We start from the raw sequence: 25,704 nt of genomic DNA, 5'->3' as shown, positions 1-25,704 counted from the left end.
AGGACTCAGCCGGTGCGGTCGACGATCTCGGCGCCGGACTCGTGCCCCTGCTGGGCGCAGTGGGCGCAGCAGAAGAACTGTCCTCCCACCTGCACGCCGTGTCCGAGGATGCGGCACCCGCAGTGCTCGCAGACGGGTGCCAGCTCGTGGGCGGCGCACTCGAAGCTGTCGAACACGTGCGTGGCGCCCTGGGCCGTCACCTCGAACGCCATGTCGTAGTCGTTGCCGCACACCTCGCAGGTGGCCATCGTCCGTCTCCGCTCGTCGGGCTTCCAGGTCGCCTGTGGCGTGCCCGTTCGCGGCGGCTTCACACCTGTCGGGCCTCGGTCAGCCGCGCGATCCGGGCGAGCCGTGCCTCCAGGTCGGCGATGTGGCAGCGATCGGTCACCACGGTCGCGAGCAGCGTCGCGAGCGCGTCGACGATGCGCAGCTCCGCCGGCAGGAACTCGTCGGGGGAGCGGCGGACGAGGAACAGCACGGAGGTGGGTTCGGCGTCGCGCAGCCCGAGCGTCAGCCCGCGCCCGGTCGCGCGCGGCTCGGGGAACTGCTCGGCGGCGGGATCGAACAGGTGCGGCCGGGTGTCCGCGGCGGCGGCCGTGACCGGTGCAGGTGGCGGAGCCTCGGCGAGCTGCTCGGAGAGCCAGCGGGGCACCCCGAACGCCCCGCTGAAGTGCAGCCCGTCGGGGCCCTCCAGGTAGAGCCCGGCGCAGTCGGCGTCCAGCAGCTGCACGAGCGGCCGCACCGCGGCGCGCACGGCGGGCGCGACCTGGGCTCCCGGGTCCGGCGCGGGTTCGTGGTGCGGGACGGGATCGGGTGCGCGGCCGAGGAACCGGGCGATGTCGTCGACGTGGTAGCGGCGGTGACCGCCCGGGGTCCGGTGGGCGACGAGGGTGCCGGCCTCCTCCGCGGCGAGCAGCGTCGTGCGGCTCATCCCGAGCGCGCGGCAGGCCTCCGAGACCGTCAGCCAGGTACCTGCGCTCATCTGTCCAGATCCCATCAACACTGATTCGACCTGCCCCCCGATCCAGTGATAGCACTTGACGTGCGCGTCGACGAGGACGTTTCCGCACGGATCGAGGTGACGCGATGGGCGTTCCGGACCTCACCGGTCAGGTCGCGCTGGTCACCGGCGCGGCCCGTGGCCAGGGGCGCTCGCACTGCCTCGCCCTCGCCGCGGCCGGCGCCGACGTCGCCGCGCTCGACGTGTGCCGGGACCTCCCCGTGCCCGCCTACCCGCTGGCGACCCGCGCCGAGCTGGACGCTGTAGTGGCCGAGATCGAGGCCATGGGGCGGGGCGCGCTGCCGCTGGAGGCCGACGTCCGCGATCCCGCCGCGGTCGAGGCGGCGGTGGCCGAGACCGTCGAGCGGTTCGGGCGGCTCGACATCGTCGTCAACAACGCCGCGATCGTCACCAGCGCGCCGTTCTGGGAGCTCAGCGAGGAGCAGTGGGGCGCGGTCATCGACACGAACCTGTCCGGTGTGTGGCGGGTGAGCCGCGCCGCTGCCCCGCACGTGCGGCGTTCCCCGCGCGGGCGCATCGTCAACATCGCCTCGACCGGCGGGGTGCGCGGGTTCGGGGAGTTCGCCCACTACGTCGCCGCGAAGCACGGCGTCGTCGGGCTCACCAAGGCGATGGCGATCGAGCTCGCCGAGGACCGGGTCACGGTGAACGCGATCGCCCCCGGCGCGGTCGACTCGCCGATGCTGGCCGGTCTCGCCGACGAGCTCGGCCTCACCCCCGACGAGGTGCACAAACGCTGGCTGCACGATCAGCTGCTCATCGAGGTGATCCCGCCGGAGGAGGTCACCGGTGCCCTGATGTGGCTGCTCTCGGACGCCGCCCGGCACGTGACCGGGCATTGCCTCGCGGTGGACGGAGGTGCGCTCGCCCACTGACCGGAACGGCTCGAACCCAGAAGAACCGAGCTCGAGGAGGAGCGATGGGGAAGTTCGACGGGAAGGTCGTGCTGATCACCGGTGGCGCGCGCGGGCAGGGTCGCTCGCACGCGCTGCGGTTCGCGCAAGAGGGCGCGGACGTGGCGTTCTGCGACATCGCCTCGCAGCTGGACACGGTGCCCTACCCGATGGCCACCCAGGACGACCTGGCCGAGACCGTCCGGCTGGTGGAGGAGCTGGATCGGCGCTGCATCGGGGTCCAGGCCGACGTGCGCGACCAGAAGGCGATGAACGCGTTCGTCGAGCAGGCGAAGACCGAGCTGGGCCGGGTGGACTTCCTGCTGGCCAACGCCGGGATCTTCTCGTTCTCCACGGTCGCGGAGATGACCGACGACATCTGGAACCAGATGATCGACACGAACCTGTCCGGCGTCTACCGCGCCATCCGCGCCGTGCTCCCGACGATGATCGAGCAGCGCTCCGGCCGGATCGTCGCCACGTCGTCGATGGCCGGCAAGATCGGTATGGCCAACATCGGCCACTACTGCGCGGCCAAGTGGGGCGTGATCGGGCTGGTCAAGTCGGTGGCCGTGGAGGTCGGCCAGTACGGCATCACGGTCAACGCGGTGTGCCCGACCACCGTGCAGACCGACATGATCCTCAACGACGCCGCCTACCGGCTGTTCCTGCCGGACGAGGAGAACCCGACCCAGGAGAAGGCCAAGGAGGCGTTCGCGTCCCTCAACGTGCTCCCGACCCCGTGGGTCGAGCCGATCGACATCTCGAACGCGATGGCGTTCCTGTGCTCGGACGAGGCGCGCTACATCAGCGGCGAGACCATCGCCGTCTCCGCCGGCATGAGCGCCTCCAACGCTGGATGAGGAGGGGAAGTCATGGCTGGACGACTCGAGGGCAAGGTGGCGCTGGTCTCCGGGGCGGCGCGCGGGCAGGGCCGTTCGCACGCGGTGCGACTGGCGCAGGAGGGCGCCGACGTCATCGCCTTCGACCTGTGCGGGCAGATGAGCACGGTGCCGTACCCGATGGCCACGTCGGACGACCTGAAGGAGACGGTGCAGCAGGTCGAGGAGCTGGATCGGCGGATCGTCGCGCGGGAGGCCGACGTCCGGGACTCCGCGGCGGTCAAGGCCGTCGTCGACGAGGGGGTGGCCGAGCTGGGCGGTCGGCTCGACATCGTCTGCGCCAACGCGGGCATCTGCACGTTCGGTGAGAACGTGTGGTCGCTGACCGACGAGCAGTGGGACGAGACGATCGGGGTCAACCTCACCGGCGTGTTCAAGACGATCCGCGCCGCCGTCCCGCACATGATCCAGGCCGGCAACGGCGGCTCGATCGTGATCACCAGCTCCACCGCCGGCGTGAAGGGCATGACCCGCATCGGGCACTACGTCGCGTCCAAGCACGGTGTGGTCGGCCTGATGCGCACGCTCGCGAACGAGCTGGCCCAGTACTCGATCCGGGTCAACACCGTGCACCCGACGGGTGTGGACACGCCGATGGTGAACAACGACTACATGCAGTCGTTCCTCGCCGACGCCCCGGAGATGGCGCAGAACATGCAGAACGCGCTGCCGGTCGAGATGGTGGAGCCCGTGGACATCTCGAACGCGATCGTGTGGCTGTGCTCGGACGAGGCGCGCTACGTCACGGGGATCACGGTTCCGGTCGACGCGGGGTTCCTGAACAGGTGAGCACGAGTCCCGCCGACACGCGCGACGCGATCGCGCGGTCCGTGATCGGTCGCCGCCGGGAGCTGGACCTCGTGCTCGCCGCCGTGTCGGCGGGACGGGACATCCTGCTGGAGGGTCCGCCCGGTACGTCGAAGTCGACGCTGCTGCGGGCGATCACGGCGCACTGGGGTGTCCCGTTCGTGCTGGTGGAGGGCAACGCCGAGCTGACGCCGGCACGGCTGATCGGCCACCACAACCCCGCGCGGGTGCTGCGCGAGGACTACTCGGCCGACAACTTCGTGCCCGGCCCGCTGGTCACGGCGATGCAGGAGGGCGGGTTCCTCTACATCGAGGAACTCAACCGGGCACCGGAGGACACGCTCAACACGCTGCTCGCGGCGATGGCCGAGCGCGAGGTCGCGGTGCCCCGGGTCGGGGTGATCACCGCGCTGCCGACGTTCCGCGTGCTCGCGTCGATGAACCCGTTCGACAACGTCGGCACCGCGCGGATCTCCGACTCGGTGTACGACCGCTGGTGCCGGCTGGCCGTGGGCTACCAGGACGCCGAGGAGGAGGCGCAGATCGTCGTCGCCCGCACCGGGTGCACCGACGAGGCGCTGGTGGCCGACGGCGTCGCGATCACCCGCGCCACCCGCCACCACCCCGAGCTGCGGCGCGGGTCCAGCGTCCGCGGCGCGATCGACCTGGTGGCGATCGCGATGGAGCTGGACAAGCTCGGCAGCTACGACGGCGACCGGCCCCGGCTGGTCCTGGACGCGGCGCTCTTGGCGCTGTCGGCCCGGGTCGGTGTGGACGAGGCGAGCGAGGCGACCCCGGAGTCGGTGATCACCGAGATCTGGGAGAACCATTTTTTCTCTCGCCCCGGCGGGCAGCGCCGGGACCGCACCGACTAGCCGTCGAACCGGCCGTCGCGCTGCCCACCGGCGACGGCCCGCGCGGGCTCGCGCCGCTGGCCCGCAAGCCGAAGCGGCTCGACGCCGCGCCGACGGTGTTCACCCGCGGATCCGGGCCGATGGTCGTCGTCGAGCTCGGGGGCGACCGCGGCAGCGGTGAACTCGGTCAGGAGGCCGGTGGCCAGGGCAGCATGGTGACCGCGCAGCGCGCTGTGCAGCGCGACGTCGCCGAGCTGCTGGAGGACCGGCCACCGGACCGGGAGGTCGCGGCGATGGCGCACACGATCGCCCGGAGGCTGTCGATCCGCCGCCGCACCCGGGAACCTCGCGGGGAGCGGGGGAGCGGGCGGCTCGTCTCGGCGCCCTACCGCTACCGCAGCGACGACATCGACCTCGACCGCACCGTGGAGGTGCTCACCGAGCGCCCGGTGCCCGAGGACACCGACATCGTCGTGCGGGAGCGGATGCGGCCGCGGCGGGCCGTCGTGCTCGTCGTCGACGTGTCGGGGTCGATGCGCGGGGAGAAGACCCGCATGGCCGCGGCGACGGTCGCGGCGCTGGCCGCCGATCTCGACCGTGGCGGCGACCAGCTCGCGCTCGTCGCGTTCTGGTCGGACGCGGCGTTGCTCTCCCCGCTCGCCGAGCCCGCCACCGCGACCGACATGCTCGACCGGCTGCTGCGCATCCCCGCCCGGGGCCTGACGAACGTCGGGTTCGGGCTGTCGGTGGCCCACGCCGAGCTGGCGACGTCCGCGGTGCGGCGGCGGACTGCGATCCTGCTCACCGACGCCGTGCACAACGCCGGGTCGGACCCGCGGCTCGTCGCCCGCAGGTTCGGCGAGCTGCACGTACTGCTGCAGGTCGACGGCGAGCACGACGCCGCTCTGGGTGCGGACATCGCCCGACTCGGCCGCGGTCGGATGGTCCCGATCCGCACCCACCGCGACGTCGCACCGGCGCTCAACCGCGTGCTGGCCTGATCGGCGCCGTGGCAGGATCGTGGGGTGACGCGACCCGATCCGATCCGGTGGCTGTGGTACGCCCTGGGTGGGCGGCTCGGGCCGCGCTACCGGGAGTGGGTCCTGCACGACGCCACCTGCCGCACGTGGCGGCTGCGGCACTTCGCCCGCATCGGCGTGCAGCTGCTGATCGTGACGCCGCTGATCCTGCTGCTCGTACCCGGCCCGCTGTGGGTGCGGCTGCTGTCGGTGCTGCTCGGTTGGCTGGTCGCCCTGCGGTACGGGCTGTTCATCATGGAGGGCTCGGTCGAGCACCGGGTCGTCAAGGCGGGGTACCCGGCGGGGGAGGCGCAGCGCGTGCGGGAGCGGGCGACGGCGGCCGAACGGGCCGCCGCCGCCCGCCGGTACGCGGAGCGCTACGGACGCGAACCCTCCTGACAGCGGCCGATCGTCAGCGCGAGGCACCTGCCGGCGCCGGCCGGTCCTCGAGGAAGCGGTCGAGGACGTTCTTGGTCAAGCGGGAGACGTTGTTGTCGTACCCGTTGTGGGAGAGCGATCCGCAGTACGCGATGGAGCTGCAGGACCAGACGCCGCCACCGTTCGGGGTCGGGAAGTAGGTGATGTCGGCCCGGACCCGGCCGTTCTGGGTGCCGCCGGTGCCGGGCACGTTGAAGTACAGCTCCTCGAGCACCTCCAGGTACACGTCGGTGTGTCCCTCGGAGGTCGCCCCGATCACGGTCTCGGGCGGTGTGCCGAGATCGGGGTCGTAGATGTCCAGCTCGAGCCCGGCGGCGCCGTCGCCGACGAGGCCGAAGTCGCCGATGCGCTCATCCGGGTCGATCCCTTCGAACATCCACGACGCGGCGCCGTTGCGCCCGTCCGGGGTCACGCGGTAGTACGAGGAGACGTCGAAGCCCTCAGCGCCGAAACCGACCCCGACGAGGCGCTGGGGCGCACGCCCCCGATGCCGCCAGAGGGTTCCGTACTCCCCGGTGAACGACAGGTGGTACTCGCCGGGCTTGCACTTCCACGCGTTGGAGCCGTGGCCCTTGCGGACCTCGATGACGCTGGGGTCCTCGGGGTCGAACGCGATCACCCAGTAGAACCCGTTGGCGCCGAGGTACATCAGCCGTCCACCGGTGTTCGTGTACTGGTGGACGGCGTCGAGCATGGACTCCGAGTAGTACTCGGGGTGAGATCCGGTCAGGACGACCCGGTACGGGCTGATGGCGTCGACGCCTTCGAGGTGGAGGTCCTCGTCGGTCACCACGTCGAACTCGTAGCCCATCTCGGTCAGCCAGTCGATGAGGTGCAGGTCGGCGTTGAACTGCCACAGCGACGGCGACAACCAGTGCCGGAACCCCGGCCGCATGTTGAGGATCGGGCGCTGCCGCGTCGAGTACGCGACGCCCGTCCCGTCCGTGTGGGTGTCGTAGGTCGACAGCCCGAACTCGCGGTGCTCGCTGAGCACGATGTTGCCCTGCTGCAGCACCGGCGCCCGCGCGATCAAGAGCTGGGCGATCGGGGCCGAGAGGCTGACGTGGTCGTTCGCGTACGCCATGTAGCTGGCGGTCGGCGCGAGGAAGCAGATCTTCTTCTCCTGCCCGGGGATCGCCCGCACGTAGAACGGCACGTAGTCGGTGTCGTCGTCGGCGACCAGCCGCGCCGCGTACAGACCGGACGGGAGATCCTCCGGCACGGTCAGCGTGAAGTCGATCTCCCACTTCGCGTCGGTGAGGTCGTCGTCGTGGAAGTGGATCGCGCCGTACTCCGCTGGAGCGTGGACGAAGTTCTGCTCCTTGGCGCGCCAGTTGTACCCGGTCACCCCACGGGCGGGCCCGTTCTCGGCCGTCCCGTGCAGCCGGTTCGGCGAGGCATCGGTGATCCGCCGCGGGTGCTTGATCCCGTCCCGCGTGATCTCGGCAGCGAAGTCCCAGGCGGCGATCAGCTGCGTACCGCGCGGGTTCTCGATGTGCCCCTCCGCTTCGGTGGGGGTGAGGGCGGCCGCGTGGATCCGCGGCCGGTCGAGCTTGCCGTTGAAGTGGTCGGCCACGACCACGGTGCCACTGGCCGACGTGTGGTCGTAGCGGCCCGCCATGATCAGCGGTACGTCCGTGGCTGCGGGGACCAGATCCTCCTTGCGGCTCACGGTGGCCGTCGTGGAGTCGAGCGACGTCGCGATCGCGAACCGGCTGTTCGTCGGGGTCACGATGGGGATCTGCGACACCGTGAACGTGCCGTCGGCCGCTCGCGATCCGGTGACGAGGTACCAGAGCCCGGCGATCAAGCTGGCCTCCGTGCTGAGCCGCAGCGTTCGCCCGGATCCGTCACCCGCCCAGAGCTCCACCGCGCCCTCCGGCCCGATGAACAGGCCGATCCCGGCCTCCGAGCGGGGATCCCACTTGGTGAGCAGCCCTTGGGTCCCGCGCTCGGGCGTCGTCGGGTAGACCATCGTGTGCAGCGTCCACTCGGTGGTGAGGTCGAGCCGCGGGTGGTGCGGCACGACGATGTGCGAACCGCTGTGGACCTGCTGGACGCGACCGGGGAACTCGCCGTTGACGGGGGTGTCGACCGGCTCGACCTTCAGCCCGGGGCCCGCCGGGTTGGTGTCGCCGTGGATCAGCTTGACGATGTCGGCGCGATAGGTAGGGGTCTCGCAGCTCACCAGGAAGTCGACCTGCTCGCCGGGCCGCACCGACAGCTGCTTCGCGTAACCGAGGATCTTCATCGTCAGGCGTCGATCCCTTCGAGCAGTCCGTTGTCGCGCAGTCGCTTGAGGAACAGGCCGTGCTCGGCCTCGTACCGGTCGGAGAACGCGTCCGGGAGCAGGTGCGGGGGCTTGCCGGGCTCGCCGCTCAGCTCCGCGATGCGCCACTCCCGGTGCGGGACCGTGCAGACGAGGATGTACTTGCGGGCCATCGTGAGGTGGTTCTTGCGCAGGTAGACGAGGATGCGCTCCAGATCATCGGAGTGCTTGCCGATGGGTAGTCTGCGGTGCTCCTCGATCACCTCTTCCGAGATCCGGGGCTTGATCTCGTTGTTGAGGATGTATTCCTCCGCTTGGCGGAAGACCGCGTGTTCGCGCTCCCGTTGCTGGGTGAGCGTCGGAAGTGCCATCAAATGCCTCCTGCAAAGGCTGGTAGTGCACTCGCGTGGTCAGCGTGATGTGGCAACGTAACGGGCTCGCAAAGCGCCGCACATCGGTCGTGGACCCCTTGACAGAACAACTATTGATCTGGTAGCTGGCCATGCGCGGAGAACCAGGACCTCGGGAGGATCGGATGGCTGCTCCCCGCAGCTTGGAAGCGCTGGCGTCGATCTGTAGCAGGCTCACCGATCGGCGCAAGGACGATCGCCTCTACTCGGACGTCGCCGCTCAGGTCCGCTCTGCAGCCCGTGGTGATGCGGTTGCGCTGGTACGCTTCAACCCGGTTTCGGGGCAGCACGAAACCGTGGTCAACCTTGATTACCCCAAACCGGTGATCCATCACCTGAACACCTGGTTCGTTCGGCACGACGAGGCTTTCCGCTACATGCGGACCTACGACAGGAAGCCGCTCCGATGGCGTGACATGCCCTTTCCCTATGAGACGATGTACTCTGCCGAGCGAGTCTTCCGGCCGTCCGGTTTCAACGAGGGGGTCACGGTCTGCCTGTACAGCGCGGAGGGTGACTACACTGGATCACTGCACGTCAGCATCGCCGACCGAAATGCGCTGAGCGATGATTCGATGAGCCTGCTCAACGCGCTGCAGACGGTACTCGGAAATGCCGTCGACTGGTGGGGATCACTGGACGAGAGCGCGACTTCAGAGGGGGCGCGGATCGTCATCGGAGCAGACCGGAAGGCGCTCTTCGGTCCCCCTCCGAGCGAGGCCGATCCGGACATCACGGGTTTGGTCCGGGATCGGCTGGTGCCGGCGTTGCCGCGGCGGTTCGACGCGGTTCCCGGCACGTCGTACCACTGGTATCGCGGCTCCACCTACGTGGTCCGGGCCCGGGCGAAGGGCGGCATGCTCGTCCTCGACGTCTCGCCGGGGGGCTGCCGATCCCCTTGACGGAGCGGGAGATCGACGTCGCCACCCTTCTGACCTACGGACTCTCCAATCCGGACATCGCCGCTGCGCTGCACATCGCACCGAAGACGGCGGCGCGCCACGTCGAGAACATCGTCGCCAAGATCGGCGCACTCTCCCGGGTGGATGCGGCGGTGAAGTGCGCGTCGCTCGGGCTGCGGAACTGGCGCACGCCCGACGACGCCGCCTCCCCCGTCGGCTGAGCGCCGGTCGTCAGACCGGCGTTCCCATCGCGCTGCCGAGCCGCAGGTGCGGCTCGGCCAGCTCGTGCTCGCTCATCCGCTGCAGGGTGCGGCCGAGCAGGGCGTGGGCGTAGGCGTCGTCCGGGTGCTCGGCGACGAACTCCTCCAGCGCTGCGCGGGCCTTGCGCAGCTGGGCGGAGGCGTACCAGGCGCGGGCTGCGAGCAGGCGCACGGCGCGGTCGCGGCCGTGCTCGGCGAGCAGCGGCTGCAGCAGCTCCAGTGCGCCGAGGGGATCGCGCTGGTCGAGCAGCGACTCCGCCCAGCGGTACCGGGACACCTCCTCCGGCAGCTCGCGCGGCTCCTCGGCGTCGGCGAGGAAGTCGGCGATCACCTCGGGTGGCTGGGCTCCGGCCAGCGCCCGCTCCCCGGCGACGATCGTCGGGGAGGTGCGGATCCCCCGCGCCTTGCCCTCCAGCAGCAGGTCCCGCACCCTCCGGTCTCCGGCGTCGGTCTCGAGCAGCGCCGGGCCCTCGGGGAAGACATCGCCGACGACGCGGGCGAGCACGGCCCGGTCGCTGATGTCCGCCCCGTCGATCCAGTGCGCCTTCAGCAGTGCCTCCACCACCGCGTCCTGCACGCCGTAGGGCTCGGCCAGCGCGATGAGGCGGTGGGCGTCGTGGCTGTTCGCGCGCCAAGCGGCGCCCCACGTCGGGCCGAGACCCTCCTCGGCGGCGATCCGGGCCACGCGTTCGCGGTTCCCGGCCGGGGTGAGCCCGGGGGAGCAGGCGCGCAGCAGGTCGTCGGCCATCGGGTCGCGCAGCGCCTCGGCGAGCGGCTCCGCCGGCACCGGGGCGGCCGGGTCGATCCGGTAGGGACGCCACACCACCTCGACGCCGGGCAGGTCGGCCACGGCGCGCTCCATCCGCCGCTTGCCGATGTAGGCCCATGGGCACACGACGTCCATCCAGATCTCCACGCGCATACCGGCCAGTGTACGCGACAGATGTCGTTTAATCGACAGATGTCGTAGACTTCTGGTCATGGCACCGGATGATCCCCGCGCCCGGCGCACCCGGGCGAGCCTGCGCGCCGCAGCGCTGGAGCTGGCCGGCGAGCGCGATCCGGCCACGCTCACGCTCTCCGCCGTCGCGGCTCGGGCGGGTGTGAACCGGGCGACCGTCTACCTGCACTACCCGGACCTGGACGCACTGTTCGCAGACGCGATGGAGGAGGCAGTCGCCGCCGTCGCGCAGGCCGCGCAGCTGTGCCCGCTCGACGCACCCGCGGAGCCGGCGCCGCCACCGCTGGTGACGCTGTTCGAGCACGTCCGCGAGCACGCCACGCTCTACGCGCGGATGCTCGGGCCGCAGGGCAGCGCCCGGTTCGCCGCCCGGCTCCGTGCGGCGCTGACCGAGGCCGTGCAGGAGCGGTTCCGGGCCGGCGCGCGGCCCGCCTCGGACGTGCCGCTCGACGTGCACGCGGCCTTCCTCGCGGGGGCCCTCGTCGGCGTCATCGCGCACTGCGCGTCGTGCGACGAGGACCCGGCCGACGCCGCGGCGGCGACCTGGCGGTTGTTCGGTGATGGGGGCCGCGTCGAGAACGAAGCTGTGGTGATCAACAAGCCATCTTGATCACCACAACTTCGTTCTCGAGGAAACCCCCGCGGGGAACCCCGGCCGTCTCCGATCCTGTAGCCCGTGACCGCAGAACCGTTCCTCGGGTCCGCCGCCATCGCCGCGGGTGCGCTGACGCGGGCGCAGCTGCGCTCCGCGCGCTTCACGCAGGTCTTCCGAGACGTGTACGTCGACGCCTCGGCCGTGCCGGACCTGACCCTGCGCTCGCGGGCTGCGCATCTGCTGCTGCCCGAGGACGGAGCCTTGTGCGGGTACTCCGCGGCCCGGCTGCACGGTGCGGACTGCGCGCCTGAGTCGGCGCCCGCCGAGCTGATCGCTTCGCGGGGAACGGTCGCCAAGCGGCGGGGGCCGATCGTGCGGCAGGCCGCGCTCGCTCCGGCCGAGATCGAGCTCGTGCAGGGCTGTCGGGTGACGACGCCGTTCCGCACGGCGTGGGATCTGGGGCGCAGGCTTCGGCTGACCGAGGCTGTGGTGGCGATCGACGGGCTGTGCCGGATCGGCGGGTTCGAACCGCGGGCGCTGCTGGGCGGGCCGCCCGGGGCGCGGGGCTGTCGGCATCTGGCGAAGGCGGTGCCGCTGGCGAACCCGTTGGCCGAGTCGGCGATGGAGACCCGTTTCCGGCTCCTGCTGCACTTCGCGGGGTTGCCGGAGCCGGTGCTGCAGCACCCGGTGGTCGACGAGCACGGGATGTGCGTCGCCCGGTTCGACTTCGCCTATCCGCACGCTCGGCTGGGGATCGAGTACGACGGGGCCGATCACTTCGACGACGAGCGGTCTCGTCGGGACCGCGCGCGTGACCTGCAGGTCGGTGATCTCGGGTGGCTCACGCTGCGCTTCACCCGTGATGACTACTACCGCCGTCCACGTGCGACGGCGGCGGTGATCGAGCGGAGGTTGCAGGAACGAACCCGCGTCGAGAACGACGCTGTGGTGATCAACAGTCCTATGTGATCACCACAACGTCGTTCTCGACGCCTTCCTGAGCCGCGATCAGTGGTACGGCTTGTGCGGGATCTCCGCGTCGTTGAGCTGCTGGTCGACGTCCACCCAGATCGCGTCGTCCTCGATCTTGCACGCGTAGACGGGGATCGGGGCGACCGCGGGGACCCCCTTCGGCTCGCCCGTACGCAGGTCGAAGCAGGAGTTGTGGGCCGGGCAGATCAGCGTGTCGTCCTCCTGCAGGTATCCCTCGTTGAGCGGCTGCTGCTGGTGGGTGCAGGTGTTGTGCACGGCGACCGCCTCGTCCTCGTAGAGCCGGACGACGCAGATCGGCTCGCCGTTCATCCGGACGACCATCATGTCGCCCTCCTCCAGCTGGTCGAGGTCCGCGACCGCTTCCCACACCATGGTGTGCCTCCCAGTGTCCGCAACCGGTGATCAACCAGAACCACGCCGCCGGGGCGGGGTGCCCCGGACCTCGATCCATCCGTTCCTGGTCCGCGCCGGCAGCACCGGCTGCGGGTGGTGTGCAGGGCCGCGCAGGATGCTGCCGTCGCGCACGTCGAAGCGGGTCTCGTGCAGCGGGCAGGTGACGACGCAGCCGGTCACCTCACCGCGGGACAGCAGCGCTCCGGCGTGGCTGCACACGTCGTCGATCGCGTGGACCTCCTCGCCCGCCCGGTGGAGCAGCACCTTGCGACCCTCCACCTCGACGCCGACCGTGCCGCCGTCGGCCAGCTCGTCGAGCGGGACGGCGCGCACCCAGCGGGTCGGCGCGGTGCTGCCCAGCGCCCGGTTCACCATCACCGCCCGGCCCTGCACGAGGTGCCCGCCGAGGTAGCCCGCGGCTGCGGTGACCGCCATCCCGGCCGCGCCCAGCACCTGCGCTGGTCGCCGCCGGCCGGCCAGCCGCGCCGTGAGCGAGGCCGTCTGCAGCGCGGTCGCGGCCCCGTTGAGCAGGCCGTGGAACAGGCCGATCCGCCGGTCGTCGCCGTCGCTCACCGCCCAGTCGGTGGCGCCCGTCGCGCCGGTGACGAGGGCGGCGGCGATCCCGGCTGCGGACAGCGTCGCCGCCGGGTCGAGCCGGCCGCGGCCGGCGGGCACGTCCTTGCCGAGCGCGTCGAGCACCAGCGCACCGGCGTAGAAGCCGATCGGCAGGTCCGACAGCGCCGCGTGCACCGAGTGCCCCGCCCACCGACCGCCGTGCATCAGCTCGACGGCGAGGTCGCCGCGGTGCCGGTCGTAGAGCGGCTCGACGACCGCGGTGACCTTCTCCTCCGCCGACCGCAGCCACGGCCAGCGCAGGATCTCCGTCAGCGCCCTGCGGTGCCACGTCGTCGCCAGCGCGCCGAGCTGATCCGCCAGGCGTTCGCGCAACATCGGCTCTCCCGGGTGATCGGCGCTAGACTGAGGTGACCGTCACATTCCCACGTGCGTCGCACGTCCGATGTCTCATCGTGCGACGCGGGGACCGGATCGCACGCCTCGAAGAGGAGGACCGGCTGGTGGACGTCTCTTGCGCCTTCCCGACCGCGCTGCACTCCCCGGACGACATCGTGGTGGCGGAACGCCTCGGCTACCACCGCGCCTGGATCTACGACACCCCGCAGCAGAGCCCCGACGTGTGGATGATCCTCGCGCTCGCGGCCGAACGCACCGAGCGCATCGGACTCGGTCCCGGCGTGCTGGTGCCCAGCCTGCGCCATCCGATGGTCAACGCGGCCGCCACCGCCACCCTGGTCGCGCTGGCGCCCGGCCGGGTCGCGATCTCGTTCGGCACCGGGTTCACCGGCCGCCGCGCCATGGGCTACCGGGCGATCACCTGGGCGTACATGGAGCGCTACATCCGCGCCTACAAGGGCCTGCTGCGCGGCGAGGTCGTCGAGTGGGAGGGCGCGCAGATGCAGATGCTGCACCCCGACGGGCACGCCCCCGCCCGCCCCATCGACGTCCCCGTCCTCATCGGCGCCCTCGGCCCGAAGGGCGACCAGGTCGCCAAGGAGCTGGGGGACGGGCTCTACGTGACCCTGCAGATGCCCGAGTTCGCCCGCGAGCACTCCTGGGTGCCCTACCTGGCCTGGGGCACCGTCCTCGACGAGGACGAGCCGCAGGACTCCGACCACGCCCGGGCCGCCGCCGGTCCCGGGTGGGCGCTGGCGTACCACGGGGCGTACGAGTTCGGCGGCCCCGACGCGGTGCGCGAGCTGCCCGGCGGCGCGGAGTGGATGGCCGTGGTCGAGAAGACCCCGCCCGAGAGGCGCCACCTCGCGGTCCACTCCCAGCACTGCGTCACGCTCAACGAGGCCGACCAGGCCGCCTGGGACGCGGGCGGGCACGCCATGCTGCGCCAGGCCACGCTCAGCGGCACGAAGGACGAGCTGCGGCGCCGGATCGACGAGCTCGGCGAACAGGGCGTCACCGAGATCGTGTTCCAGCCGTGCGGCCCGGATCGGCACCGCGAGCTGGAGCGCTTCCTGGAGGTCGCCGCGGCGGCCGTCTGAACGACGCTCAGGTGAGGTGGTCGTAGTCGCCGCGCACCCAGGCGATGTGCCGGTCGGCGGAGCGGCGCACGACCGCCGCCGCGTCGGTCGGGATCACGTTGTCGAAGTTGCCGTACAGCCGGTCGAACGCGTAGCCGGAGACGGCGTTCGCGATCCGGTCCACCACGGCGGCGGAGAGCGGGATCCGGTTCGGGTAGCTGCGCATGAAGCTGACCGACACGCGATCGGGGTTGGCGAAGATCGTGTCGGACGACAGCAGCACGCCCTTGCCGCCCGCCCCGGCCGCCCAGTGGACGACCGCGCTGCCCGGGAAGTGCCCGCCCGGCTGGAACGCCGTCACCCCGGGCAGGACCTCCCGGGTGCCGCTCCAGGTGCTGATCACCTCGTCGGGGCGGGCGACCCACCGGGCGTCGGCCTCCGACACCAGCACCGGCACGCCGCCGAGCGCGCGGCTCCACTCCACCTGCACGCCGAACATGTGCGGGTGGCTGGCCATGATCGCCCGCACCGGGCCGAGCTCGGCCACCCGGGCCACCCCTGCGTCGTCGAGGTAGCCGATCGGGTCCCAGAGCAGGTTGCCCTCCGGGGTGCGCAGCAGCTTCGTCAGCTGGCCGATCCCGACCGACGGCTGCGCCGAGATCCCGTAGAGGTCCGGCTCCAGCTCGCGGACGACGACGTTGGTGCCGTCGTCCTGCAGGTCCTCCAGCGTCGTCCACTTCTGGCCCTCGGCCGGGACCCACTGCCGTTCGTCGGCGCAGATCGCGCAGACCTCCGGCAGCGGCTCGGCGTGCTCGACGCCGCAGGTGCGGCAGAGCGTGACCGTCACGGCGACCCCTTCTTCGTCGGGGGGAGCCGCAGCGCGAGGTGCAGCTCCCGCAGCCGGGCCTCGTCGACCGGGCTGGGCGCGCCCATGAGCAGGTCCTGCGCGTTCTGATTGAGCGGGAACGCGATGACCTCGCGGATGTTCGGCTCGTCGGCCAGCATCATCACGATCCGGTCCACGCCCGGCGCGATGCCGGCGTGCGGCGGCGCACCGTAGTGGAACGCTCGGATGAGACCGCCGAACTCCGCGTCGACCTGCTCCTTCGTGTAGCCGACGATGCGGAACGCCTCGTACATGATCTCGGGCTGGTGGTTTCGGACCGCGCCCGAGGACAGCTCGATGCCGTTGCAGACGATGTCGTACTGCCAGGCCTTGATCTCCAGCGGGTCCTTCGTGCGCAGCGCCTCCATCCCGCCCTGCGGCATCGAGAACGGGTTGTGGCTGAACTCGATCGCGCCCGTCTCCTCGTTCCGCTCGTACATCGGGAAGTCGACGATCCAGCAGAAGCGGAACTCGTCCTCGACGAACTGCCCGGCCCGCTTCGCCGCCTCGACGCGCACGGCGCCCATGATCCGACCGACCTCCTCGACGGTGCCAGCGCCGAAGAAGATCGCGGTGCCGGGCTTGCCCTGCACCTCGGTGAGCAGCTTCTGGCGGGTCTCCTCGTCGAGGAACTTCGCGATCGGGCCGCTGAGCGCGCCGTCGGCGCCGACCTTCACCCAGGCCAGGCCCTGCGCGCCCTGCTCGACGGCGAACGCGCCGAGCTGGTCGTAGAACGAGCGCGGCTGGTCGGCGGTGTCGTGCACGGCCAGCGCGCGGACGTGCTTGTCGGCGAACGCGCGGAACGGGCTGCCCGCGAAGAGGTGGGAGACGTCGACCAGCTCCAGCTCCGAGCGCAGGTCCGGCTTGTCGGTGCCGTAGCGGGCGAGCGCGTCGGCGTACGGGATCCGCGGGAACGGGGAGGTGGTGCGCCGGTCCGGGCGGAACTCGGTGAAGAGCTCCGTCATGACCTCCTCGATGACGCCGAAGACGTCCTCCTGCTCGGCGAAGCTCATCTCCATGTCGAGCTGGTAGAACTCGCCGGGGGAGCGGTCGGCGCGGCTGTCCTCGTCGCGGAAGCAGGGGGCGATCTGGAAGTACCGGTCGAACCCGGACACCATCAGCAGCTGCTTGAACTGCTGCGGCGCCTGCGGCAGCGCGTAGAACTTGCCGGGGTGGTTGCGCGATGGCACCAGGTAGTCGCGTGCGCCCTCGGGGCTGGTCGCGGACAGGATCGGGGTCTGCAGGTCGAGGAAGCCGCGCGCGGTCATCTTCTCGCGCAGGGCGGCGATCACCCGCGAGCGCAGCTTGATGTTCTCGTGCATCCGCTGGCGGCGCAGGTCGAGGAAGCGGTAGGTCAGCCGCAGCTCCTCGTTGACCTTCTCCTCCGGGAACACGCTGAACGGCAGCGGGTCGCAGGTGCCGAGGACCTCGAGCTCGGTGACGCCGACCTCGACCTCACCGGTGGGCAGGTCCGGGTTGACGTTCTCCGGGTCGCGGCGCAGCACCCGCCCGTCGACCCGGATCACGGTCTCCTTCGGCAGGCTGCCCAGCGGCTCGTACGCGGGGGAGTCGGGGCGCGCGACCAGCTGGACGATCCCGGAGTTGTCCCGCAGGTCCACGAAGAGCACGCCGCCCAGATCACGCCGGTTGTGCAGCCATCCCGCGAGGCGGACCTCGGAGTCGACGTCGGCAGTGGTCAGCTCGCCGCACGTGTGGGACCGGTATCGGTGCATCGTCCATCCAGATCGTCTGTTCGCGGGTGTCTCGGCCGTCAAAGCTACCGGTACGCCGACTGCGGGCTCGATCGGTTACCGCCCTGTCCACGGTGGGTACCACGGGAGGGTGATCCGAGACCTCGGCACCAGTGTGCGCGCCGCGGCCCGGGGCGGCGGCGACGCCCCCGGGCGCTGGGTGGAGGTGCTCGGCCGGGCCGGGATCGCGGCGTACGGGGTCGTGCACGTGCTCATCGCCTACCTCGTGGTCGCCGCGATGATCGGGGTCCGCGGGCAGCCCGCGGCCGACCAGGGCGGCGCGGTCACGGTCGTCGCCGCGCTCGGACCGGTCGGCCGAGCGCTGCTCGGGGTGGCCGCCGCCGGGCTCGTCGCGTTCGGGGTGTGGCAGGTGTGCGCCGCGGCCACCGGGTTCCGGTGGGTGAGCGGCGGCGAACGGTTCCGCAAGCGGGTCGGCGCGGCCGCGAAGGCGCTCGCGGTGTTCGCGGTGGCAGCGGCCGTGCTGCCGGCGCTGCTGGGAGAGCGGCTCGCCGACGGCGACGCCTCGGTGCGCTCGCTCACCGCGTCCCTGCTCGTGCTGCCGGGCGGGCGGGTGGTCGTGGCGGCGATCGGGATCACCGCGATCGCCGTGGCGGCGAGCATGGTCTACACGGCGATCCGCGCCACCTACCTCGGTGACCTGCGCGAACGCGACCTGTCGCCGGCCCTGCTCGGGCTGGCCCGCTGGCTCGGCCGGGCGGGCAACCTCGGCCGGGCGGTGGCGCTCGGCGGGGTGGGCGGTTCGTTCGTGCGGGCCGCGTCCACGGCCGACCCGCTGCGCTCGGCCGGGTTCGACGGCGTGCTGCGCGCGCTGGGCACGAATTCGTGGGGCGTGGTCGCGCTCGCCCTCGTCGCGGCGGGGATCGCGGCGTTCGGGGCGTACTGCGCGATCGATGCCTGGGCCCGCCGCGCTTGAGCCGGGAGGCGGCGAGTCCCGCGTTCCGTGGTTCGGCACGTCTCGCGTCCGGTCGGGCCGAGTCCGGCGTTCGGTGCACGCCGCGGCGCGAGCCCGGAGACCCGGCTCGACGAGTCAGGCGTCGAGGCCTTCCGCTCGGTTCTGGGGCATCACGCGCCCCGCGATCGCCTCGCGGGCGAGACGCAGCACTCGCCGGCCGTGGCGGAGGACTCGCCGACCCACACGCGCGACTCGCGCCACCAGATGCGGGACTCGCCGCACGAGATGCGGTGCTCGCCCGGCCGAATGCGCGACTCGCCACGACCTCGGTCGGCCGTCCGTCGCGCCGGACAGGTGGATTCGGCGCAGCGGATCTGCGCTGAACGGCCGCATCCTCCCGTCTGGTCGGACGTTGCTCTCTCGAGTGTGTCAACCGAACGTGCACTTCTGATCGCAGAAAGTGAGATCGGCATGGGTAAGGCGCGGGCGCTGGTCGTGGTGATGGCCGCCTCGGTGACGGTGGCGACGACGGTGCTGGCCGGCCAGGCGTTCGCCGAGGCCGACGCCGCGTCCCCGGCCGCGCAGGCCACGCGCTCGAAGCCGCTGGTCGAGGGCACCCCGTGCTCGATCACCGCACGGGCCTGCGTGGACCTGGAGTCGCAGCAGTCCTGGCTGATCGCCGACGGCGAGGTCGTTCGGGGCCCGGTCCGGATCTCCTCCGGCGGCGCCGGCGCCGAGACTCCGGTCGGCCACTCCCTGCGCGTCTACCGCAAGGAGGCCGACCGCCGGAGCAGCGAGTTCCGCCTGCCCGACGGCGAGCCCGCGCCGATGCCCTGGGCGGTCTTCTTCGACGACGGCGGCATCGCCTTCCACGCCGGCGACCCGACCCGCGCTTCGGCGGGCTGCGTCCGCCTCGCCCCCGAGGACGCGAAGGCGTGGTTCGACTTCCTGCAGATCGGCGATCAGGTGCAGGTCGTGAGGGCCTCCGAGGAGTACGCCGCCCGCGGCCTGTCGACCCCCGACCCGGGACCGGACGCCGAGAGCGACGGCGGCGGGGACTGACCGGCGGGGAATGACCTCAGAGGGACCAGCGTTCCCCGTCCTGACGGAGCACGGACCCCGGAGATCGATCTTCGAACGTCTGTGCGATCCTGTTCCAGGCGATCCCCGGCGCTCGGCCGAATTCCGTCGGTGGTCGCTCGTAGCATGGGTCGGGGCGGCGACCGGGCCGCTCACAGCGCTCCGGCCGCCCGATCAGGAGGCTCCCCACCGTGGTCGACCGCACAACCGAACGCGCAGGCAGCAGGCTCGTCGTGCGCGGCGCGCGTGAGCACAACCTGCGCGGCGTCGACCTCGACATCCCCCGCGACAGCCTGGTCGTGTTCACCGGTCTGTCCGGGTCCGGCAAGTCCAGCCTGGCGTTCGACACGATCTTCGCCGAGGGCCAGCGCCGCTACGTCGAGTCGCTGTCCGCGTACGCCCGGCAGTTCCTCGGGCAGATGGACAAGCCCGACGTCGACTTCATCGAGGGTCTCTCGCCCGCGGTCTCGATCGACCAGAAGTCCACGAACCGCAACCCGCGCTCGACGGTCGGCACCATCACCGAGGTCTACGACTACCTGCGCCTGCTCTACGCCCGCGCTGGTGTGCCGCACTGCCCGGTCTGCGGGCACGTCATCGAGAAGCAGACCCCGCAGCAGATCGTCGACCAGGTGCTCGCCATGGAGGAGGGGGCCCGGTTCCAGGTGCTCGCCCCGGTGGTGCGCACCCGCAAGGGCGAGTTCGTCGACCTGTTCACCAACCTCCAGGCGCAGGGCTACGCGCGCGTCCTCGTCGACGGCGTCGTGCACCAGCTCACCGACCCGCCGAAGCTGAAGAAGCAGGAGAAGCACGACATCTCCGTCGTGGTCGACCGGCTGACGGTGAAGGCGTCGGCGAAGCAGCGGCTCACCGACTCGATCGAGACCGCGCTGCGGCTGGCCGACGGCCTGGTCGTGCTCGACTTCGTCGACCTGCCCGAGCACCACCCGCACCGGCAGCGGCGCTTCTCCGAGCGGATGGCCTGCCCGAACGGCCACCCGATGGCGCTCGACGACCTCGAGCCGCGCACGTTCTCGTTCAACTCGCCCTACGGCGCCTGCCCGGAGTGCACCGGTATCGGGATCAAGAAGGAGGTCGATCCCGACCTCGTCGTGCCCGACCCGGACAAGAGCCTGGCCGAGGGCGCGATCGCGCCGTGGGCGGGCGGGCAGACCGCGGAGTACTTCAACCGGCTGCTGGAAGGGTTGGCCGCCCAGATCGGGTTCCGCATGGACACCCCGTGGCGGAAGCTGCCCGCCGCGGCGCAGAAGGCTGTGCTGCACGGCAGCTCCGAGCAGGTGCACGTGCGCTACCGCAACCGGTACGGCCGCGAGCGCTCCTACTACGCGAACTTCGAGGGCGTCATCCCGTTCCTGGAGCGCCGGCTCGAGCAGACCGAGTCCGAGTCGCAGCGCGAGCGCTACGAGGGCTACATGCGCGACGTGCCGTGCCCTGCGTGCAAGGGTGCGCGGCTGAAGCCGGAGGTCCTCGCGGTCACCCTGGCGCACAAGGAGGCGGGGGAGAAGTCGATCGCCGACGTCGCCGCGATGTCGGTGGCCGAGTGCTCGGAGTTCCTCGACGGGATGGTGCTCGACCGGCGCCAGTCGATGATCGCCGGGCGGATCCTGAAGGAGGTGCAGGCGCGCCTGGGCTTCCTGCTCGACGTCGGTTTGCACTACCTGTCGCTCGACCGGGCCGCCGGGTCGCTGTCCGGCGGCGAGGCCCAGCGCATCCGGCTGGCCACCCAGATCGGGTCCGGGCTGGTGGGCGTGCTGTACGTGCTCGACGAGCCGTCGATCGGGCTGCACCAGCGCGACAACCGCAGGCTGATCCAGACCCTGACCCGACTGCGCGACCTGGGCAACACGCTGATCGTCGTCGAGCACGACGAGGACACCATCCGCGCCGCCGACTGGGCCGTCGACATCGGCCCGGGCGCGGGCGAGCACGGCGGCACGATCGTCTACAGCGGTGACGTCGCCGGCCTGGAGGCCCACGACACGTCACTCACCGGCGCGTACCTGTCCGGGCGCCGCTCCATCGCCGTACCCGAGAAGCGGCGGCCGTACGACCCGAAGCGCAAGCTCACGATCGTCGGCGCGCGCGAGCACAACCTGCGCGGCATCGACGTCGACATCCCGCTGGGCTGCCTGGTCGCCGTCACCGGCGTGTCCGGCTCCGGCAAATCGACGCTGGTCAACGACATCCTCGCCACGGCGCTGGCCAACCACCTCAACGGGGCGCGGCAGGTGCCCGGCCGGCACACCCGCATCACCGGGCTGGAGAACCTCGACAAGCTCGTGCGCGTCGACCAGTCGCCGATCGGGCGCACCCCGCGGTCCAACCCGGCCACCTACACCGGTGTCTGGGACAAGATCCGCACCCTGTTCGCCGCTACCACCGAGGCGAAGGTGCGCGGCTACCAGCCCGGACGGTTCTCGTTCAACGTCAAGGGCGGCCGCTGCGAGGCGTGCTCCGGCGACGGCACGATCAAGATCGAGATGAACTTCCTGCCCGATGTGTACGTGCCGTGCGAGGTCTGCAAGGGCGCCCGCTACAACCGCGAGACCCTCGAGGTGCACTACAAGGGCAAGACCGTCGCCGACGTGCTCGACATGCCCATCGAGGAGGCGGCCGAGTTCTTCAAGCCGATCACCTCGATCGCGCGCTACCTCGACACCCTGGTCGACGTCGGCCTCGGCTACGTGCGGCTCGGGCAGCCCGCGCCCACCCTGTCCGGCGGTGAGGCGCAGCGGGTGAAGCTGGCAGCGGAGCTGCAGAAGCGCTCCAACGGCCGCACGATCTACATCCTCGACGAACCCACCACCGGCCTGCACTTCGAGGACATCCGCAAGCTGCTCGGCGTGATCAACGGGCTGGTCGACAAGGGCAACTCGGTCGTCGTGATCGAGCACAACCTCGACGTCATCAAGACCGCAGACTGGATCATCGACATGGGCCCCGAGGGCGGCTCCGGCGGCGGCACGGTCGTCGCGGAGGGCACGCCCGAGCAGGTGGCCGCGCACCCGACGAGCTACACCGGCCAGTTCCTGCGCGAGCTCGTCACGCCCGACCCCGGCCCCGCCAAGCCGGCGCGGCGCCGCAAGGCAGCGGTCGGCTGAGCAGGGCGGGGCCGGCCCGTCGGTCAGCGCGCGGTCTTCCGCGCCGCCTGCAGGATGACGTCGGTGACCACGTCGGGCCGGGACACCGTCACCGCGTGGGCGGCGTCGACCTCGACGAGGTGCGCCCCGGCCCGCTGCGCCATGATCACGAGATTGCCGCGCCGCCGCCGGGCACCCCGATGGGCACAGGCGGCGGCGTCAGGACGGCGTTCCGCACGGTGCGCGGGGGAGTCCGCTCCGGGCCGACGGTCGGTCGCGCGTATTCCGGACCCCCGGCTGGAGGTCCGGTCGTCGGCCGGCGCATTCGAGGTCCGCCAGACAGATCTCGCTGTGCTCCAACGTGCACGCCTTCTGACGCTCCATCCACACCGACATCGAGATGGCCCGCCGGCCGGGCACGAGCGGCCGCTGGCGCAGGGGCTCATGGGGCCAACTGGATCGGCCGGATGGCGCGCGAGCTGTTCGGCACGTCCTGGGAGCGCAGCGGGCACCTCGACCTGCGCTCCCTCGTGCCCGTCCAGGCCGGCGACGTCCTCACGACGCACGGCGGGTGCTCGAACCGATCGACGGAGGTGCGCGGGCCGAGCTGGAGGTCTGGCTCGAGAACCAGCGCAGCGAGCGGATGACGGTCGGCTGGATCGACGCGCGATCGGCTGAGGCGGTGCCGGGCCGGTCGGCGGCGCGCCGGCTGAGGACCCGTCGAGAACGACGTTGAGGTGATCAACAACGCGATTCGATCACGACAACGTCGTTCTCGACGCAGGTCTGCGCCCGCGCGGAGACTCCCCGACGGGCGAACTCGCCGTGCCCGTCGGAGCAACTCGCGTCAGTTCAGGTGGGCCGGGGCCCAGACCTCGATCGCGTCGCGCAGGAAGGCGGCGAGGCCGGGCTCGACGCGGTCGAGGTTCTGCGTGAACCGCTCGTCCTCGACGTACATGCGGCCGAGGCCGACGTAGGCCGCCCGGTCCGGGGTCCACGTGCGGCACACCCACTTGTAGTGCCTGGTGACCGCCTCCTGCACCTGCGGCTCGGACGGCCCCGCCCCGCCGCGCAGGTAGCCGGCGAGCAGCTCGTTCACCTCGCGCAGCTCGTCGAGGAAGTCCTGCTTCTCCCCGCCGCTCCACGTGGCCGCGTGCTGCTGGGCCCGGCGGGCGCGCTCGCCCCAGCGGTCGACGGCCTCCTCGGCGTACGGATCGCCCGCGAAGCCGTCGAACATCTCGGTCGCGCCCACCGGGATCCCTCCCTCGTGCTCGGCGATGGTGCGGGCCACCGTGGCGGCCAGCGTCTTCAGTCGTTCCGCCTCGGCCAGCAGCCGCCGGTGGTGGCGGTGCAGGGTCTCGACGACGTCGGTGCCGCCGTCGAGGACCTCGGCGATCTCCGGCAGGCCGAGGCCCAGCTCGCGCAGCACGAGGATGTGCTGCAGCCGCAGCAGCTGCTGCCGGTCGTAGTAGCGGGTGCCGCCGGCTCCGGTGCCGGTGGGGCGCAGCAGCCCGATGTGGTCGTAGTGCCGCAGGGTGCGGGAGCTGACGCCCGCCAGCCTGCTCACCTCCCGCGTCGACCAGGTCGTGGTCATGCCCGCGAGCGTAGGAGTTGACGCTGCGTCAACCGCAACCGTGGAATCCGGGCCGTCACGTAGACTGGGTTGCGCCGATCGGTCGCAGAGCAGCCCCCGCCCGGTGGGCGTTGCCCTGGGCTGCTACCCTGGGAATGCGACCAACCCCGTCGCGCGTTCTTTCGTGCGTCAGGGCATACAAGTGGAGCCCCGGCTCCCACCCGCCACCACAGGTGAGCGGGTCTCGGGTCCGGCAGCCGTGTACGCGGCAGCCGGGTCGTCGGGTCTCCACTGAGTCGTGCCGTCCGAAGCCTAAACGAGGAGACCCCATTACCACAGAAACGCGCATCAACGACCGTATCCGGGTTCCCGAGGTCCGACTGGTCGGGCCGAACGGTGAACAGGTCGGCATCGTGCGCATCGAGGACGCCCTTCGCCTTGCGCAGGAGGCCGAGCTCGACCTCGTGGAGGTCGCTGCCCAGGCCCGCCCGCCGGTCTGCAAGCTCATGGACTACGGGAAGTTCAAGTACGAGAGCGCGCAGAAGGCCCGGGAGTCCCGTCGCAATCAGCAGCTCACCACGATCAAGGAGCAGAAGCTCCGGCCGAAGATCGACAACCACGACTACGAGACGAAGAAGCGCAACGTCGTGCGCTTCCTCGAGAGCGGCAACAAGGTCAAGGTGACGATCATGTTCCGCGGCCGCGAGCAGTCCCGCCCCGAGCTCGGGTACCGGCTGCTGCAGCGACTGGCCGAGGACGTGGCTGAGCTCGGCACGGTCGAGGCCGCGCCGAAGCAGGACGGTCGCAACATGACGATGGTGATCGCTCCGAACAAGAAGGCGGCCCGCCACCGCGCGGCCGAGAGCTCGCAGCGCAACTGACGCGCCGCGGCTCAGCACTCACGTAGCGCCGACGCACGACGTCGGCAGGGAAGTAGGACCCGCCATGCCCAAGAACAAGACGCACAAGGGGACCGCCAAGCGGATCCGCGTGACGGGGAGCGGAAAGCTCATGCGCGAGCAGACCGGCCTCCGCCACCGGATGGAGGTCAAGTCGAGCAAGGAGGCCCGCGACCTCGGGCGCTACGCCCCCGTCGCCAAGGCCGACGTCAAGCGCGTCAAGAAGCTGCTCGGTCTCTGAGAGAGCTCCGCAATCACCCGAGCTCCCCGTACTGATCTCCACCACACGTAAGGACGACTCCCCATGGCACGCGTGAAGCGCGCGGTCAACGCCGCCAAGAAGCGTCGGACCACCCTCGAGCTGGCCAGCGGTTACCGCGGGCAGCGGTCCCGCCTGTACCGCAAGGCGAAGGAGCAGGTGCTCCACTCGCTGAACTACGCCTACCGGGACCGGCGTGCCCGCAAGGGTGACTTCCGGCAGCTGTGGATCACGCGGATCAACGCCGCCGCCCGTGCGAACGGCATGACGTACAACCGGTTCATCCAGGGCCTCAAGATCGCCGAGGTCGAGGTCGACCGCAAGAACCTCGCGGAGCTGGCCGTGAACGACCCGGCCGCGTTCACCGCGCTGGTCGAGCTGGCCAAGGCGAACGTGCCCGCGCCGGCCGGCGGGTCCGCCGCCTGAGCACGCTGAGCACGACGCTCCCGGGACCGCCCGGCACCGACCGCACCC

Annotated in this window: 27 protein-coding genes; 17 read left to right on the top strand and 10 right to left on the bottom strand. The window is 71.3% G+C overall.

The genetic code is table 11. The features are described 5' to 3' along the window. Window positions 1-5: 5 nt before the first annotated feature. Window positions 6-248: a Prokaryotic metallothionein gene (locus tag BUE41_RS21685; protein WP_073459010.1), complete on the bottom strand. Its 243-nt coding sequence runs from the start codon at window positions 246-248 to the stop codon at window positions 6-8. 59 nt (window positions 249-307) lie between these two features. Further along, window positions 308-982 carry a MerR family transcriptional regulator gene (locus BUE41_RS21680; RefSeq protein WP_073459009.1) on the bottom strand — a complete coding sequence of 225 codons (675 nt, stop codon included), beginning with the start codon at window positions 980-982 and terminating at the stop codon, window positions 308-310. A gap of 104 nt (window positions 983-1,086) precedes the next feature. Here BUE41_RS21680 and BUE41_RS21675 point away from each other — a divergent pair, with 104 nt between their 5' ends. The 6 genes from BUE41_RS21675 to BUE41_RS21650 all read left to right on the top strand — a co-directional run bounded on the left by BUE41_RS21675 (window position 1,087) and on the right by BUE41_RS21650 (window position 5,895). Further along, window positions 1,087-1,896: a mycofactocin-coupled SDR family oxidoreductase gene (locus BUE41_RS21675; protein WP_073459008.1), complete on the top strand. Its 810-nt coding sequence runs from the start codon at window positions 1,087-1,089 to the stop codon at window positions 1,894-1,896. A gap of 44 nt (window positions 1,897-1,940) precedes the next feature. After that, window positions 1,941-2,777, top strand: coding sequence for a mycofactocin-coupled SDR family oxidoreductase (locus BUE41_RS21670; RefSeq protein WP_073459007.1), 837 nt, complete (start codon window positions 1,941-1,943; stop codon window positions 2,775-2,777). A gap of 12 nt (window positions 2,778-2,789) precedes the next feature. Next, window positions 2,790-3,605, top strand: coding sequence for a mycofactocin-coupled SDR family oxidoreductase (locus BUE41_RS21665; protein WP_073459006.1), 816 nt, complete (start codon window positions 2,790-2,792; stop codon window positions 3,603-3,605). Continuing rightward, a complete protein-coding gene (locus BUE41_RS21660; protein ID WP_073459005.1) occupies window positions 3,602-4,498 on the top strand; it encodes an AAA family ATPase in 897 nt (298 codons plus the stop codon). Before BUE41_RS21665 ends, BUE41_RS21660 begins: the two co-directional genes overlap by 4 nt. A 119-nt stretch (window positions 4,499-4,617) precedes the next feature. Then, a complete protein-coding gene (locus BUE41_RS31440) occupies window positions 4,618-5,478 on the top strand; it encodes a vWA domain-containing protein (protein WP_200804054.1) in 861 nt (286 codons plus the stop codon). A 24-nt stretch (window positions 5,479-5,502) separates the two neighbouring features. Further along, window positions 5,503-5,895: a DUF5313 family protein gene (locus tag BUE41_RS21650; RefSeq protein ID WP_073459004.1), complete on the top strand. Its 393-nt coding sequence runs from the start codon at window positions 5,503-5,505 to the stop codon at window positions 5,893-5,895. 13 nt (window positions 5,896-5,908) lie between these two features. On the opposite strand, the gene BUE41_RS21645 is transcribed toward BUE41_RS21650, so the two are convergent. Next, the gene (locus BUE41_RS21645; RefSeq protein ID WP_073459003.1) at window positions 5,909-8,185 is read right to left on the bottom strand and encodes a N,N-dimethylformamidase beta subunit family domain-containing protein; all 2,277 of its coding nucleotides are present in this window, start codon (window positions 8,183-8,185) and stop codon (window positions 5,909-5,911) included. Window positions 8,186-8,187: 2 nt separating this feature from the next. Continuing rightward, window positions 8,188-8,574, bottom strand: coding sequence for a N,N-dimethylformamidase alpha subunit family protein (locus BUE41_RS21640; protein WP_073459002.1), 387 nt, complete (start codon window positions 8,572-8,574; stop codon window positions 8,188-8,190). A 164-nt stretch (window positions 8,575-8,738) separates the two neighbouring features. On the opposite strand from BUE41_RS21640, the gene BUE41_RS31435 reads away from it, so the two are divergent. Both BUE41_RS31435 and BUE41_RS31430 read left to right on the top strand, forming a co-directional pair. Further along, window positions 8,739-9,515: a hypothetical protein gene (locus BUE41_RS31435; RefSeq protein WP_073459001.1), complete on the top strand. Its 777-nt coding sequence runs from the start codon at window positions 8,739-8,741 to the stop codon at window positions 9,513-9,515. After that, complete coding sequence (locus BUE41_RS31430; protein ID WP_073459000.1) at window positions 9,512-9,736, top strand: response regulator transcription factor; 225 nt, start codon at window positions 9,512-9,514, stop codon at window positions 9,734-9,736. The genes BUE41_RS31435 and BUE41_RS31430 overlap by 4 nt, the downstream gene beginning before the upstream one ends. Before the next feature lie 10 nt (window positions 9,737-9,746). Here BUE41_RS31430 and BUE41_RS21625 read toward each other — a convergent pair whose 3' ends face one another. After that, the gene (locus BUE41_RS21625; RefSeq protein ID WP_073458999.1) at window positions 9,747-10,697 is read right to left on the bottom strand and encodes a DsbA family oxidoreductase; all 951 of its coding nucleotides are present in this window, start codon (window positions 10,695-10,697) and stop codon (window positions 9,747-9,749) included. A gap of 58 nt (window positions 10,698-10,755) precedes the next feature. On the opposite strand from BUE41_RS21625, the gene BUE41_RS21620 reads away from it, so the two are divergent. Continuing rightward, a complete protein-coding gene (locus BUE41_RS21620; protein ID WP_073458998.1) occupies window positions 10,756-11,346 on the top strand; it encodes a TetR/AcrR family transcriptional regulator in 591 nt (196 codons plus the stop codon). Between the two features lie 66 nt (window positions 11,347-11,412). Then, entirely contained in the window at window positions 11,413-12,300 is an 888-nt protein-coding gene (locus BUE41_RS21615) for a DUF559 domain-containing protein (RefSeq protein ID WP_073458997.1), read from the top strand. A gap of 39 nt (window positions 12,301-12,339) precedes the next feature. On the opposite strand, the gene BUE41_RS21610 is transcribed toward BUE41_RS21615, so the two are convergent. Then, complete coding sequence (locus BUE41_RS21610) at window positions 12,340-12,696, bottom strand: Rieske (2Fe-2S) protein (RefSeq protein WP_073458996.1); 357 nt, start codon at window positions 12,694-12,696, stop codon at window positions 12,340-12,342. Between the two features lie 30 nt (window positions 12,697-12,726). Next, on the bottom strand, window positions 12,727-13,668 hold the full coding sequence (locus BUE41_RS21605; protein WP_073458995.1) for a Rieske (2Fe-2S) protein: 942 nt from the start codon (window positions 13,666-13,668) through the stop codon (window positions 12,727-12,729). Window positions 13,669-13,793: 125 nt separating this feature from the next. Here BUE41_RS21605 and BUE41_RS21600 point away from each other — a divergent pair, with 125 nt between their 5' ends. After that, window positions 13,794-14,789: an LLM class flavin-dependent oxidoreductase gene (locus BUE41_RS21600; protein WP_073459111.1), complete on the top strand. Its 996-nt coding sequence runs from the start codon at window positions 13,794-13,796 to the stop codon at window positions 14,787-14,789. A 7-nt stretch (window positions 14,790-14,796) separates the two neighbouring features. On the opposite strand, the gene BUE41_RS21595 is transcribed toward BUE41_RS21600, so the two are convergent. Together BUE41_RS21595 and aspS are read right to left on the bottom strand one after the other, a co-directional pair. Then, window positions 14,797-15,615, bottom strand: coding sequence for an MBL fold metallo-hydrolase (locus BUE41_RS21595; RefSeq protein ID WP_073458994.1), 819 nt, complete (start codon window positions 15,613-15,615; stop codon window positions 14,797-14,799). Continuing rightward, complete coding sequence (aspS, locus tag BUE41_RS21590; protein ID WP_073458993.1) at window positions 15,612-17,387, bottom strand: aspartate--tRNA ligase; 1,776 nt, start codon at window positions 17,385-17,387, stop codon at window positions 15,612-15,614. The genes BUE41_RS21595 and aspS overlap by 4 nt, the downstream gene beginning before the upstream one ends. A gap of 109 nt (window positions 17,388-17,496) precedes the next feature. On the opposite strand from aspS, the gene BUE41_RS30415 reads away from it, so the two are divergent. From BUE41_RS30415 to uvrA, 3 genes are all read left to right on the top strand, one after another. Beyond that, a complete protein-coding gene (locus tag BUE41_RS30415; protein WP_159444945.1) occupies window positions 17,497-18,339 on the top strand; it encodes a DUF1206 domain-containing protein in 843 nt (280 codons plus the stop codon). A 450-nt stretch (window positions 18,340-18,789) separates the two neighbouring features. Beyond that, window positions 18,790-19,380, top strand: coding sequence for a L,D-transpeptidase (locus BUE41_RS21580; RefSeq protein ID WP_073458992.1), 591 nt, complete (start codon window positions 18,790-18,792; stop codon window positions 19,378-19,380). Window positions 19,381-19,589: 209 nt separating this feature from the next. After that, on the top strand, window positions 19,590-22,520 hold the full coding sequence (uvrA, locus tag BUE41_RS21575; RefSeq protein WP_073458991.1) for an excinuclease ABC subunit UvrA: 2,931 nt from the start codon (window positions 19,590-19,592) through the stop codon (window positions 22,518-22,520). An 826-nt stretch (window positions 22,521-23,346) separates the two neighbouring features. Here the strand turns inward: uvrA and BUE41_RS21570 are convergent. After that, window positions 23,347-24,093: a MerR family transcriptional regulator gene (locus tag BUE41_RS21570; RefSeq protein WP_073458990.1), complete on the bottom strand. Its 747-nt coding sequence runs from the start codon at window positions 24,091-24,093 to the stop codon at window positions 23,347-23,349. Between the two features lie 308 nt (window positions 24,094-24,401). Here BUE41_RS21570 and infC point away from each other — a divergent pair, with 308 nt between their 5' ends. The 3 genes from infC (at window position 24,402) to rplT (ending at window position 25,656) form a co-directional block, all read left to right on the top strand. Continuing rightward, the gene (infC, locus tag BUE41_RS21565) at window positions 24,402-24,953 is read left to right on the top strand and encodes a translation initiation factor IF-3 (RefSeq protein ID WP_073459109.1); all 552 of its coding nucleotides are present in this window, start codon (window positions 24,402-24,404) and stop codon (window positions 24,951-24,953) included. Between the two features lie 64 nt (window positions 24,954-25,017). Continuing rightward, window positions 25,018-25,212 (top strand): 50S ribosomal protein L35, encoded by a 195-nt coding sequence (gene rpmI, locus BUE41_RS21560; RefSeq protein WP_073458989.1) that lies wholly within the window; start codon window positions 25,018-25,020, stop codon window positions 25,210-25,212. 63 nt (window positions 25,213-25,275) lie between these two features. Next, on the top strand, window positions 25,276-25,656 hold the full coding sequence (gene rplT, locus BUE41_RS21555) for a 50S ribosomal protein L20 (RefSeq protein ID WP_073458988.1): 381 nt from the start codon (window positions 25,276-25,278) through the stop codon (window positions 25,654-25,656). Window positions 25,657-25,704 lie beyond the last annotated feature (48 nt).

The organism is Pseudonocardia thermophila (assembly GCF_900142365.1).
GTDB classification, from domain to species: domain Bacteria; phylum Actinomycetota; class Actinomycetes; order Mycobacteriales; family Pseudonocardiaceae; genus Pseudonocardia; species Pseudonocardia thermophila.
The sequence above is the reverse complement of the archived record's forward strand: the minus strand, read 5'-3'. Positions and strand labels throughout refer to the sequence as shown.